Source organism: Prosthecobacter gellanilyticus, assembly GCF_007992435.1.
Lineage (GTDB): Bacteria > Verrucomicrobiota > Verrucomicrobiia > Verrucomicrobiales > Verrucomicrobiaceae > Prosthecobacter > Prosthecobacter gellanilyticus.
In genome coordinates this window covers 110,294-122,455 of the sequence record NZ_BKAG01000001.1, presented here as the reverse complement: position 1 = coordinate 122,455, position 12,162 = coordinate 110,294, and the positions used below count along the sequence as shown (strand labels likewise).

At 61.7% G+C, this 12,162-nt stretch carries 10 protein-coding genes; 5 read left to right on the top strand and 5 right to left on the bottom strand.

The annotated features are described in order from the left end of the window. Nucleotides 1-86 precede the first annotated feature (86 nt). The 4 genes from BGE01nite_RS00420 to BGE01nite_RS00405 all read right to left on the bottom strand — a co-directional run bounded on the left by BGE01nite_RS00420 (nt 87) and on the right by BGE01nite_RS00405 (nt 2,885). Nucleotides 87-1,163: a hypothetical protein gene (locus BGE01nite_RS00420; protein ID WP_146848283.1), complete on the bottom strand. Its 1,077-nt coding sequence runs from the start codon at nt 1,161-1,163 to the stop codon at nt 87-89. After that, entirely contained in the window at nt 1,147-1,614 is a 468-nt protein-coding gene (locus BGE01nite_RS00415) for a hypothetical protein (RefSeq protein WP_146848282.1), read from the bottom strand. The genes BGE01nite_RS00420 and BGE01nite_RS00415 overlap by 17 nt, the downstream gene beginning before the upstream one ends. Before the next feature lie 151 nt (nt 1,615-1,765). Then, complete coding sequence (locus tag BGE01nite_RS00410; RefSeq protein WP_146848281.1) at nt 1,766-2,338, bottom strand: DUF4256 domain-containing protein; 573 nt, start codon at nt 2,336-2,338, stop codon at nt 1,766-1,768. Between the two features lie 169 nt (nt 2,339-2,507). Then, nucleotides 2,508-2,885: a VOC family protein gene (locus tag BGE01nite_RS00405; RefSeq protein ID WP_146848280.1), complete on the bottom strand. Its 378-nt coding sequence runs from the start codon at nt 2,883-2,885 to the stop codon at nt 2,508-2,510. Nucleotides 2,886-3,098: 213 nt separating this feature from the next. Here BGE01nite_RS00405 and nuoB point away from each other — a divergent pair, with 213 nt between their 5' ends. The 3 genes from nuoB to BGE01nite_RS00390 all read left to right on the top strand — a co-directional run bounded on the left by nuoB (nt 3,099) and on the right by BGE01nite_RS00390 (nt 5,098). Then, complete coding sequence (nuoB, locus tag BGE01nite_RS00400; protein WP_146848279.1) at nt 3,099-3,632, top strand: NADH-quinone oxidoreductase subunit NuoB; 534 nt, start codon at nt 3,099-3,101, stop codon at nt 3,630-3,632. 46 nt (nt 3,633-3,678) lie between these two features. Further along, complete coding sequence (locus tag BGE01nite_RS00395; protein WP_146848278.1) at nt 3,679-4,257, top strand: NADH-quinone oxidoreductase subunit C; 579 nt, start codon at nt 3,679-3,681, stop codon at nt 4,255-4,257. Between the two features lie 115 nt (nt 4,258-4,372). Further along, nucleotides 4,373-5,098, top strand: coding sequence for a hypothetical protein (locus tag BGE01nite_RS00390; protein WP_146848277.1), 726 nt, complete (start codon nt 4,373-4,375; stop codon nt 5,096-5,098). A gap of 156 nt (nt 5,099-5,254) precedes the next feature. Here the strand turns inward: BGE01nite_RS00390 and ruvA are convergent, their stop codons facing one another. Then, entirely contained in the window at nt 5,255-5,869 is a 615-nt protein-coding gene (ruvA, locus tag BGE01nite_RS00385; protein ID WP_146848276.1) for a Holliday junction branch migration protein RuvA, read from the bottom strand. 111 nt (nt 5,870-5,980) lie between these two features. On the opposite strand from ruvA, the gene BGE01nite_RS00380 reads away from it, so the two are divergent. Both BGE01nite_RS00380 and BGE01nite_RS00375 read left to right on the top strand, forming a co-directional pair. Then, nucleotides 5,981-6,580 (top strand): hypothetical protein, encoded by a 600-nt coding sequence (locus BGE01nite_RS00380; RefSeq protein ID WP_146848275.1) that lies wholly within the window; start codon nt 5,981-5,983, stop codon nt 6,578-6,580. A 148-nt stretch (nt 6,581-6,728) separates the two neighbouring features. Then, nucleotides 6,729-12,086 carry a carboxypeptidase regulatory-like domain-containing protein gene (locus BGE01nite_RS00375; protein WP_170266493.1) on the top strand — a complete coding sequence of 1,786 codons (5,358 nt, stop codon included), beginning with the start codon at nt 6,729-6,731 and terminating at the stop codon, nt 12,084-12,086. Nucleotides 12,087-12,162: the final 76 nt, after the last annotated feature.

Sequence of the window (12,162 nt, the reverse complement as noted above, 5' to 3'; positions counted from 1 at the left end):
TGAGTCTGGTTCGAGGGACTGATGGAAGCAAGCTTTGAGCGGCATTTATGAGCCGACGTGAAGTCCGATCTGACCTCTCGGATGCTTCAGGCAGCATTGTCGTGCTGCTCCCAATGAACCACGGCTTTTGTCTGCGGATGAATCTGCACGGTGAAATCCGTGTCACCGATATGCACCCGGCCGCGCAGCAAAGAGATGTCGCAGAACGGCTGCAGCGCGGCACGGCGAGCACGAAGAAGCGCTGTCCACTCTGGACCTCGTGGACTCAGGAGGATCTGTGTGTCGAGAAATTCAAGATAGGATGCGTCAAAACTATGCATCTCCAACCCGGTGACATCGGCTGCCCGCTCGCGAAGCATTGAGGGTAGATGCGCTGTTGCGCGAACGGCTTGGATGAATAGCGCCTTGGCATGGCGGAGGAACAAGATTTTGGAAATGGCGTCCTGAAATTTGCCCGTGACATACTGGCCCCAGCTCCGGGCCTCTTGGTGGGTGCCAGCGTCAGGGTCTACGAGAAAGATGCTTTGCACGATTGCCCATTGATTGTCGAAGCGTGCTACGTGCTGGGATGGGTCGATTCCTCTTTGAGCCAAACCGGGTGATATGAGGACAACCTGAATGCCAATGCCCCAAAGGACGGGGAGAAATCGGCAGCGAAAAGCAACCGAACTTCGGAGTTGTCTCATGTAGTCGTGTAAACTGGTGGGTGGACTACCCGGACAGACAACCACAATGGCTCGATTCGTGTTCCATGTCTGGCGTTTAAGCAGCAGCACAGCATCTGGAATCCCTGAGAGATCGGCGACCGGTCGAAAGCCGTACCCGGCCATCACACGTGTCAGTTCTGTGGGCAGTCCGTGGGTCAAAAAAGGCGGAGAGCTATGCTGGAGTTCTGGAACTGCGGGCTTCCAGTTCGTCATGCGCGGATACCATTCTCTGGCGGCTTTCTCCGCACGTTCACGCGCACTGGTGCCTGAGGTGCATTCTTGAGGATCGTTGTTGGAGGAGATGATCTGCTCGCCCGTGGCCATGTCGGACACGGCCCACCACCAGTGGGGACCATCCATCCATTCGGCACGCAGCATGAGACCTGCCCATCTGGCGGTGCAGTCATCGTTGAGATCACCGGTCCAGATGATCTCGTTTTCAGAGTTGTCGTTCATTAAGGGCGGCTTCCTTCCATCTGAAGGTGTGACGATGGCGTGAAAGGCCGATGTGATCAAACTCATCCGGGGCCGACGTGGCGATGATGCCGATGCTTCTCAAGGCGGTGTTGATGGCGCCGATGCCAACGAGCGGTGTGGGTGCGATGAGTGCTCCATTTGAAAATGCTGCGGCACTCTGGGTGCCCATGCCGCCGAAGTATTCGGTCTCCAGGTAGACCAGTGGGCCGTGATGCGAGTGCTCGGCGCAGAACTGGATCAGGGATGGCGACAAGTAAGTAAAGCCTTCCAAGGACTGGCTGAGATCGAGACCGAGAGAATCGAGATCATCGTCCTCCAAAGGGATGAGACGATGTCCATCCCGCAGATCCACAGCGACGAGAGTGCGGTCGTTGAGAAGGTGGTCCGCCACTGAAGAGGCTGCGATGATCGCTGTAACACTGTGAGCCATGCTTAGAGAGACGCTGGTCCAATCAAAGTGCAATCCGAGGAAGGGATGTCCATTGAATTCACCGCAGAGGGCACGGAGGAGCACAGAGGTCTTCGATGGGGACTCTGTGTTCCTCTGTGCTCTCTGTGGTTTTAGATGTGGTTAGGCCAGTTCAAACCTTCAACACCCCACGAAAACCACGCGCGGCGTAGTAGGACTGCGCGCCGTTGTGGCCGAGGAAGATGCGGCCGTAGCGCTTTTCGCCGTAGAGGGCGCCGCCGAGCTTGCGGATGTCGGCGGGGGCTTTGATCCAGCTTGAGGTTTTCGTGTCGAAGCTGCCGAGCTTCTGCAGATCCTCATACTGCTCCTCGGTGAGGAGGTCGATGCCCATCTCGGTGGCCATGTCGACGGCGGTGTTGGCGGGGCGATGCTCTTTGCGCGATTCCCAGCCGGCGCGGTCATAGCACACACTCACGCGGCCTTTCGGTGTCTCGGGGGAGCAGTCGAAGAAGATGTATTCGCCGCTCTTTTTGTCGTGACTGACGACATCGGGCTCGCCGCCGGTCTGCTCCATCTCATGGAGGGTGGCGAGCTTCGCGGGATGATCTTCCAGGCGTGCCTGCACGTCCGCCCACTTGAGGCCTTCGTGACGCTTCATGTTCTTCTCAAAACGCGCCTGCAGGGTGGCGAGCAGTTCCTTCTTGTCGGCAGCAGCGAGCTTCTTTTTAGATTCGGAGGCTTTCATGGAACGTTGGCTAGTTGAGTGAAACTTTTTGGTTAGGCGAGCACTGAATTTAACCGCAGATAACGCAGAGGGACGCAGATGTCTGGGACAGGAGCTCTGCTCTTGAGGATCGTCAGGCGGTTTTTTTTGTGAGAAGAAGCGGCAGACGGCCTCGACTTTCCACAGCCTGCTATTCCTTCTGGATCTCCTCGCCCACAAAAATGAGGCAGTCATCGGGGTCGAGGATGTGGAACTCGCGCATGCCGTAGTCGCGGTCGAAGAGGTCGCGGGTTTTATAGCTGTCTTTAAACTGGGAGACGTGGGGCCAGAGGGAGTCGATGCCGGCGACCTCAAGGTAGAAGGACATGTGGCCGCGGGTGCGCTCGAGGACGGAGTCGTCTGCGGCGAGGGTGAGGTGCAGGGAGGCACCGCCCCGAGTGACGATGGAGTAGGTGTCGGACTGGAGGCCGGGGGCGAAGCCGAGGACCTCGGTGTAGAAGCGGATGCTGCGCTGCATGTCCGCCACGGGGAGGATGGGGCTGAGGGTTTTGGCTTCGTAGGGGGGCATGGGAGGGGAGCCGTTTGCGGTGGTTGGCGGTTGTTTACAGTGGTTGGCGGTGGTTTTGAGCCAGGCCGACAGAGCCTAGAGGGAAGCTAATTAAGTGTCTTTTGCCGCCTTAAGGGCGGTTTGGCGAGCTTGTGAAAACTTTCACAAAGGGGTTGCCGGGGGGGTGGCGGGGGCGTATCCGTTTTGGCAAAGCTCTGCCCCTCCCCCAAGACCATGGTCGCCCCTGCTGAAACTCATGCCGCCTACGACTCGAAGATCGAGGGTAACATCGTTTTCACAAAGCTGGATGCGGCGGCGAATTGGATGCGGAAGAACTCGCTCTGGCCGATGCCGATGGGCCTGGCCTGCTGCGCGATCGAGATGATGGCGGCGGCTTGCAGCCGTTATGACCTGAGCCGCTTCGGCATGGAGGTTATGCGCTTTTCCCCCCGCCAGGCGGACGTGATGATCGTGGCCGGCACGGTGACTTATAAGATGGCTCTTGCTGTGAAGCGCATCTGGGACCAGATGCCGGAGCCGAAGTGGTGCATCGCCATGGGGGCCTGCGCCTCTAGTGGCGGCATGTACCGCAGCTACGCGGTGCTCCAGGGGATCGACAATCTCATCCCGGTGGATGTGTACATCTCCGGCTGCCCTCCACGCCCGGAGGCCCTTCTGGAAGGCCTGATGCGCCTGCAAAAGAAGATCGAGGGCGAGCACGCGATTGAGGACCAGAAGAGGACGATGATCGCCGACATGGCCGGTTGACGGACACTGCCCCAGGTTTGAACCTCAAGAAGAATAAGATTTTCCCATGAACGCCGCGCAGATGGTCAATGCCCTGAAGGAAAAGTTCGGTGAAGCCGTGCTGAGCACGACCGAGTTCCGCGGTGAGCAGACGGTGCATGTCTCGATCGCCTCTGTGAAGGCGCTGCTGAAGTACTGCCGCGACGAGCTGGCTTTTGATTACCTGGTGGACCTTTCCACCCTGGACCACATGGGCGAGGAGCCCCGCTTTGAGGTCGTGTATGAGCTTTACGGGTATGGCCACCATGCGCATCTGCGCGTGCGGTCGAAGATCCCAGATGGTGAGGATGCTCCGTCTGTCTGTGATATCTGGGCAGGTGCCAACTGGCATGAGCGCGAGGCCTGGGACATGATGGGCGTGAAGTTTTCCGGTCACCCGGACCTGCGCCGCATCCTGATGTGGGAGGGCTATCCCTTCTTCCCCCTGCGCAAGGAATTCCCGCTGGCTGGCAAGCCGAGCGATCTCCCGGAAGTGGGCTTCACGAAGGTGGCGCCGATGGCGGACGGTCCTTTCGTGACCAGCGCGGGTGCGGCGGACACGGTCTCCCGTGAGCCGCGTGCGAAGCGCACGGAAGACGAGAAGTAAGCAGCACCACTGAGGCAAAGTGCCTCTTTCGAGTGATGGCAGAGCTTGGGATTCAACGAAGTCGAACAAAGTTCGAGGCGGTTGCGTCGTAATCTGGTAATCTGCTCCCATCGCCATGAAAACGACCTTTTTGCTGCTGACTGCTGCTGCGTTCACGATCAGTGCGGTTTCTGCCCCTGCCCAAACGGCCAAGCGCCCCTCCTCGCGTCTCGCAGTTGAGCCCGGAACCATCCATGTGGAGGACATCCTGCCCAAGGCCATCTTCATGAAGGTGATGCAGGATTCGCCAATCTACGCCACGTCCAAGCTGGACCGTGCCACGGGCTCCATGGCTCCGGGGACGATCGTGAAGCTGGTGGGCATGTCTGACACGGGTTTCCGCGTGCGCGGGAAGGCCCGGCATGGGGATACCTCCGGCTGGCTGCCGGCCGCAGCGGTGGCGCATCCAGATCCGAATCTGGTGACGAACCTGAAGAAGCTGCATGAGCGCCAGACGAAGGTGGAGGCGCTGATCGTGGCGCACCAGATCGCCCTCGGCATGACGGGGGATGAAGTGGCGGCCTCCATGGGCAAGCCGACGCGCAAGTCCAGCAAGCTGAGCGCTGGCGGCAAGGAGGAGAAACTGGAGTATGTGATCTATGAGCGCGTGCCGCAGTACAACACCAGCGTGGACGCTTTTGGCCGTGCCTTTCAGACCGTGACCTACATCAAAGTGGAGACTGGAAGTCTGGCCGTGAACCTGAAGGACAACGTGGTCGATACCATCGAGGAAACGAAGGGGAATCCCCTGGGTTCCGGCGGGGTGCAGATCATCCCTGGGCCGATGGTGTTTGGGTTTTGAGACGTAGGACGAACGTGGCGGAGCCCGCTCGTCTCAAGGGAGGTGATGCGCATCAAGACTGGCGAATCAACTCAAAGGCTGAGTTCGCAGGTCTTTGAAGTTTGCCATCTTGTGGGGGACGAGCGGACCCGCTTCGCGGGACACGTTCGTCCTACGTCACTGCAGCTCGCGCAAAGCTTCGCGGATGATTTTGTCGGAGGAGGTGGCGGTGTCGAAGCCGGGTTGTTTGACGACTTCGTTCACGGCTTTCTGAGCCTCGCTCTGCTTGTAACCGAGGGCGATGAGGCCGAGGACGGCATCGCTCATGGCTTCCTGCTTGGGATCGTGGGTGCCTTTGGCGACCTTCGCGGCCTGCCAGGCATCGACGACACCGACTTTGTCCTTCAGCTCGAGCACGATGCGCTCGGCGGTCTTTTTGCCCACGCCCTTGATGCGGGCCAGGGCGGCGGTGTCGTTGCGGATCACGGCATCTTTGAAGGCGGGGACGGGCATGCCGCTGAGGACGGAGAGGGCCATTTTGGGGCCGATGCCGGACACGCGGTCCATGAGGAGGCGGAAGAGATCGCGCTCATCATTTGTGAAGAAGCCGAAGAGGGTGTGGTCGCGGTCCGTCACGTGGTAGTGCGTGAGCAGGGTCACCTCGCCACCCTGCTGGGGGAGGCGGTCAAAGGTGGTCAGCGGGATGTTCGTGAGATAACCCACGCCGCCGACATCGACGATGGCTTGGTGCGGCATAGATTCGACGAGCTTGCCCCGGAGGAATGCGATCATGAGGTGATGAAGGCGGGGTCAGGAGGTGGCGCAAGGGGTTTGAGAGCTTCGCAGCGCTTCCATAGCCGCCCGCATTGCTTCACCCGGCAGTTCATGCCATCTTCAGAGCGGATGAAACCTCTCCTCGCTCTCTTTCTGCTCATCGTCACTGCCTCCGCCCAGGAGAAGCCGAAGCTGGAGACGCTGCTGATGCTGCCGGAGCCGAAGGAGATGCGCACGGAGCGGTCGGTGGTGCCGGAAGGTGCGCAGGCCACGGTGCTGACACCGGCGCGGGAGATCGCGGATGTGCCGGGGATCGAGGTCTATCCGAAGGAGGATTTTGCCAAGCTGGGGCTGAGTCCGGAGACCTTTGCCGAACGGTCAAAGAAGACGGCGGAGAAGCTGCTCACGGAGATCAAGCCAGACGTGATCAAGGGCGCGGATGGCAAGGCAGCGTATGCGGTCTATCGCGGTGAGCGGCCGGTGATGGCCTCGCTAATGATCGCGCCCTCGCTTCCGGTGATCTTTGAGGACCTGTTTGGCGCGGAGATCTGGGTGGCGCTGCCGGACCGGCATTCTTTGTTCGTCTTTCCAGCGAAGAAGGAGGTCGTGGAGGAGTTCATCGCGGATCTGGCGGAGCGCTACCAAGAGAACCCGCACGCGGCGAGCCCGGAGATCTTTGCCCTGAAAAAGGGCGAGGCTCCACGGGTGGTGGCGGCTTTTGCCCGGTAGAACAGCGCGCCAAGAAGAGGCTCGACTTCATGTCCGGGTTCCGCCACACTCCTGTCGTGGCATTGAGTGCACGACTCCGTTGAGCTGAAATGAGCTTTGACGATGCTCATGAAGCACTGGCGGCCTAACCTCAAGCGTCATGAAAATCATGAAAGCGTTTCTCCTGTTCATCGCGGCGACCTTCCTGGTGCCCTCTGCCTATGCCTCCTTCCACCTGATGCAGGTGGAGCAGATCATCGGATCCGTGAATGGCAACACGGCGGCGCAGGCCATTCAGCTGCGCATGCGCTCAGGGGGTCAGAACCTGGTGAGTTCCACACGTGTGCGCGCCTGGGACGCGGCCGGCGCGAATCCCGTGACCGTCCTGGATATGGGCACCAATGTGAGCGTCGCCAGCTCTGGGGCGCGTATTTTGCTGGCCACCTCGGCCTTCATCACGGCGGTGCAGGCCGTCACGCCCGGGTTCACCCCGGACTTCACCCTGGCCACCCCCATTCCGGCGGGTTATCTGGCTGCTGGGCGCCTGACCTTTGAGGACGATGGCGGAACCATCTATTGGATGGTCGCCTGGGGCGGTGCGTCCTACACCGGGAGTGTCACTGGTACCACCACCAATGACGCGGATGGCAATTTCGGGCCGGCTTTTGGCCAGGGACTGCCCACCACCGGGCTGAAGGGGCTGCTTTTCCAGGGGGCGGCCTCCGCTCCCAGCACGTCCAATTCGGCGGACTATGCCCTGAGCGCCGAGCCTGCCACGGTCACCAAGAACAGCGGTGCCAGCACGCCGATTGGTGTCGTTCCCACTGTGGATGCCACCCTGTCTCCCAGCACGCAGGTGGCGGGTGACATCGCGCCCGTGGTCGTGAGTGTGACCAACCTCACGCCCGGTGGATCGGCCATCGTCGAGCGCTTCCTGGATGTGGACGGTGACAGCACATTGGATGCGGGTGAGTTTCTCATTGAGAGATTCACCGTCACGGATGGCCAGGTGACGACCATCGGCGGGGTGCGAAACACGAACATCCCCGGTGATGAGGACCTCGCTGCCAACGGGCAGATGACGATTCATCTGCGGTCGGCATCCGGGCCTGAACTGGGACGTGGAGCGGGATCACAGATCGTGCGTGTCTCCAGCCCCACAGCGGCCTTCACAACGATCAACCGCACACTCACTTTCACCCAACCGAACCATGCCCAGTCCATCTCCGGCACGGTGCGGGATGGGGCCAGCAATGCGGTGCCTTTTGCCTTCGTCGTCCTGCTGGAGAACAGCGATGACGATGCCGAGTTCGTTCAGGCGGTCGCGGCGAATGCCAGCGGGCAGTATTCGATCAATGCGCCAGTCGGGAGTTACCAGGTTCTGGCGGTGAAAAACGGCTTCGTGAGCGACATGGGTGCTGCCCCCACGGTGGCGCTGCCCGCTGGCGCGACTCCCACGCAGAACGTGACGCTGACAGCCGCGACGACATCCATCTCCGGCAAAGTGGCGGATGCGGCCACCAGCACCGGGCTGCCAGGGGTGCAGTTGTTTGCGCAGTCCATGACGGGGCTGGTGACCCTGCTGAGCACGAACGCCAATGGCAACTACTCCGCCCAGGTGGTGCCCGGGCAGTGGCAGCTCGAGGCGGCGGACGCTTCCCTGAGCCGCCTGGGTTATGTCATTCCCGACAACGAGGGACATGCCAGTGCCGATACCAGCAGCGCTGCGGCCACGAATGTGAACATCAACCTGAACAAGGCCACCGCGCTGATCTATGGAACGGTCAAAGACCAGTCCAACACCGCGGTGAACGGCGTGCAGGTGGAGGCCAACGATAACGATCAGATGGCCACAGGTTTCGGCGTGAGCGTGGCGCCCAATGGCAGCTACGCGGCCGGTGTGCTGGCAGGAACCTGGTCCGTGGGAGTGCTGCCTGAGACCCTGCCTGCTGGCTATGCCGGCGCGGGGCCCGGAACCGAGGTGACGGTGATCGCAGGCCAGGCGCTGGAGGCGAACTTGGTGGTCAGTGCCGTCACGGCGCATCTGCGCGGGCAGATCCGTGACGACACGGGAGCGCCCATTCCGAACATCACCCTCGTTCTGCAGAAGCTTCCCATCACCCCCAGCGGTGCTGGCTCCAGCTACCCGAGCACGGACGCGAACGGCAATTTTGACCTGGGAGTCTATGCGGGCACCTGGAACATCGCGCTGGAGTGTGTGGAATCCCAGGAGAAGAGCTTCGTGAATGTCGCGGACCTCAACTTCGCGGTGACGGACGGTGTGGATCAAAACGGCATGGTGCTCACCTTTCCGCGCTCGACCTTTGTCATCACCGGTACCGTGAAGGATACGGCCAACAACCCCATCGCCGGCGTGCAGGTGGATGCAGGGGCGGTGGTCGGCAACATCCGCTATTTCCCTGGTTGTGTGGCCACGGATGCGAATGGTGCCTACACCCTGCGGGTGCTCAATGCCAGCTGGGAGGTCTCAGTGCGTCAGGACGATCTCGCGAACCACGGTTACAACCCCGTCGAATCGCAGAACGTGGTCATCTCCGGCAGCAATGGCGTGGCGAACTTTGTCGCCACAGATTCGGCGGCTCCGTCCCTGGACTCCAGCCTCCCAGCCAATGGAGCCACGGGTGTGGTGCGGGATACCACCGTCAAATTCACCTTCAGCGAGCGGATGCAAACGGGCGTGTCGATCGCCTGGAGCCCGAACGTGACGGCGAACCAGTTCTCCTTTTCCTGGAGCGTGGACGGCCGGACACTGACCTGCACCTACAGCACCAGCCTGCCTGCTGATGCGACCATCAACTGGACGTTGAATCCGACCGCGCAGGCGCAGAACTTCAAGGACGTGGCGGGCAATGCGCTGCCTTCCGACGTGTCTGGAAGCTTCACCACGAGCAGCAGCCTGGGCGTGCCTGAGATCGCGGTGGAGAAGGGGCTGACGAGCATCGCAGACGCGGGATCGGCCACCTTTGATGCCACTCTGGTGGGCGGCACCCAGGATGTGGAGCTGACGATCAAAAACACCGGCCCGGTGAATCTACAGCTCACCGGCACGCCGAAGGTGGCCGTGAGCGGCGCGGACGCCGCGCGGTTCACGGTGATCGCCCAGCCGGTATCACCCATCGCGGCGGGAGGCAGTGCGAACTTCACGGTGCGCTTTGCCCCCACCAGCGCCGGTTTGAAGTCGGCGGCGCTCTCCATCGCCAACAATGACGGGGACGAGAACCCTTATAACATCTCGCTCTCAGGTTCCGGGGTGGCCGCTGTGCCGCCGGTGGTGGCGACGGTGGCCGCGAGCGGCTTGGCCGTGACCGGGGCGACACTGAACGGAACCGTGAACGCCAAGGGCTCGGCGCGGGATGTGGTTTTTGAGTACGGCCTGACGACGGCCTATGGCACGACGGTGATGGCCACGCCTGGCTCGGTGAATGGCTCGGCGGTGCAGCCGGTGAGCGCTGCTCTGACCAGCCTGCTGCCGCACACGAAGTACAACTTCCGGGTCAAGGCCAGCGGAGTGATGGGGGCCGCCAATGGGGCCAACCAGATCTTCACCACGCTGGACACCGCGCCCGTGGCCGGAACGGATAACGCCACCGCCCTGCCCGGCGGAACGCTGACTCTGGATGTGCTGGACAATGACACGGACGGCGATGCGGATGTCCTGACTCTCACCGTCGTGACGCCACCTCCGGCCAAGGCTGGCGGGGCCAAGATCGTGAACGGTCACATCGTGTTTGCCGCCGCTGCCGGGTTTACCGGCACCAGCTTCACCTACACGATCAGTGATGGCTTTGGCAAAACCGCCAAGGGCACGGTGAATGTCGGCCTGGGTGACTGCGAGCTGGATCCCGACTCGGCCTCGGTGCTCGCGGCCGCGACCAGCTATCCTGTCTCCGTCGGGACGGAGGAGGCATGGGTGGTGGCCGAGGCCTTGCCATGGGTCACGGTCACGCCAGTATCCGGCACGGGCCCTGGAGAGGTGACCCTCACCCTCCAGGCAAACGCTGCCAAGACCTCCCGCCGCGGTGTGGTGACGATCGGGGGTCGGTCCCACGTGATTCTCCAGGCCGGGATCCTGGGCTTCACCCTGGAGGAGCCCGAAAATGTGCCTCAGGGCAGGGTGAGCGCGGATTATGAGCTGACGATTCCTGCCTCGCAGCCTGGAGTGAAGTTCACCCTCAGCAGTCAGCCGCCCGGGCTCAGTATTCATAAGGACACCGGGGTGATCAGCGGCAAGCCGAAGGCCGCGGGCACCTTCAACATGAGCGTCACCGGGCTCACGACCGCCGGGGCCTCCACGACCCTGGTCGTCCCGGTCACCATCCTGCCGCTGCCAGCAGGGGCCGTCGGAACCTTCAGCGGCATCATCGCACGCCAGCTCGATCTGGATGACAACAAGGGTCTCGGGGGACGGTTTGAGATGACCACGAGCTCCGCCGGCGGGCTGACCGGGAAGCTGATCTTTGCCACCAAGAGCTACCCTTTCCCGCCCAACATCGTACTGCAGGCCACCCTGGGGAATGACATGCCCACCGCTGCGTTCACCATCGCGCGCACGGCACCGCTTCCTGCCCTGCAGGTGAGTTTCACCATCGACAGCGCGAACAACCTGGTGATCAACGGTGACATCCATGACGGCAACGATCATGCCAGTTTTGAGGCCTGGCGGAACATCTGGGCCGCCAATCCCTCGGCCCTCACGCCGTATCTGGGCCTGCACACCTTCGTGCTGCATGCGCCAGACGGACAGCCTGAAGTGCCTCAGGGCAGCGGCATCGGCTCCTTCACCGTGGCCGCGAAAACGGGGACGCTGACCGCCGGGGGCAAACTGGCGGATGGCACCACGTTTGCCTGCGTGACCTCTGCGGGTCCGCATGGCGAGGTGCTGATCTTCCAGCCGCTGCATGGCAACAAAGGCAGCATTCTGGGCAAACTGGTCATCACCCAGGGCTCGGCGGGGTTTGTGCCGCCGTTTGGGAACGGCACCCTGGCCGGGACGGTGAGCTGGCTGCGGCCCGACATCCCGGGCCGCCTGTATCCGACGAAGCTCGGCCCTTATGACCTGACGGCTGTCGGGGGGCGCTATGTGCCGCCTTCACCCGCCACCAGCATTGTCATGGGCATCGTGGACGACCTCAGCAGCAACAACGCTGAGCTCGTCTTCTCCGGGGCGGACCTAGGTACCATGAACCCGGACATCCCGTTCCGGCTGAAACAGGCCAGCGGCTTTGTCGCTCCGCTGGCTGCCAACAATCCTGCCGGGACCAAGGTGACCGTCACACCTGCGACGGGGACTTTTGCGGGCAGCTTTACCCTGGTTCAGCCCAACAACATTATTGGGGAGGCCAGACGTCCTGCTGCCTTCCAGGGGCAGATCGTGCGCGACACCGACCAGGCGCTGCGCGGTTACGGATTCTTCCTCCTGCCCGATCTGCCCGTGTCTTCCGGCCAGACCTTGACCAACACCCCGCTGCACTCCGGTCTGGTCGAGTTTTTTGGGAGCACTCCCTGAGCTGAATCTTCCAGTATCGAAGGAAACTTCCCCCTGGGAAGGGGATTTGAACGCACATCGAACAAAGCGGGATCGT

What these genes read in the sequence shown, in the direction of transcription:
- BGE01nite_RS00420 (WP_146848283.1), bottom strand. Translation starts at nt 1,163, where the DNA reads ATGAACGACAACTCTGAAAACGAGATCATCTGGACCGGTGATCTCAAC.
- BGE01nite_RS00415 (WP_146848282.1), bottom strand. Translation starts at nt 1,614, where the DNA reads ATGGCTCACAGTGTTACAGCGATCATCGCAGCCTCTTCAGTGGCGGAC.
- BGE01nite_RS00410 (WP_146848281.1), bottom strand. Translation starts at nt 2,338, where the DNA reads ATGAAAGCCTCCGAATCTAAAAAGAAGCTCGCTGCTGCCGACAAGAAG.
- BGE01nite_RS00405 (WP_146848280.1), bottom strand. Translation starts at nt 2,885, where the DNA reads ATGCCCCCCTACGAAGCCAAAACCCTCAGCCCCATCCTCCCCGTGGCG.
- nuoB (WP_146848279.1), top strand. Translation starts at nt 3,099, where the DNA reads ATGGTCGCCCCTGCTGAAACTCATGCCGCCTACGACTCGAAGATCGAG.
- BGE01nite_RS00395 (WP_146848278.1), top strand. Translation starts at nt 3,679, where the DNA reads ATGAACGCCGCGCAGATGGTCAATGCCCTGAAGGAAAAGTTCGGTGAA.
- BGE01nite_RS00390 (WP_146848277.1), top strand. Translation starts at nt 4,373, where the DNA reads ATGAAAACGACCTTTTTGCTGCTGACTGCTGCTGCGTTCACGATCAGT.
- ruvA (WP_146848276.1), bottom strand. Translation starts at nt 5,869, where the DNA reads ATGATCGCATTCCTCCGGGGCAAGCTCGTCGAATCTATGCCGCACCAA.
- BGE01nite_RS00380 (WP_146848275.1), top strand. Translation starts at nt 5,981, where the DNA reads ATGAAACCTCTCCTCGCTCTCTTTCTGCTCATCGTCACTGCCTCCGCC.
- BGE01nite_RS00375 (WP_170266493.1), top strand. Translation starts at nt 6,729, where the DNA reads ATGAAAGCGTTTCTCCTGTTCATCGCGGCGACCTTCCTGGTGCCCTCT.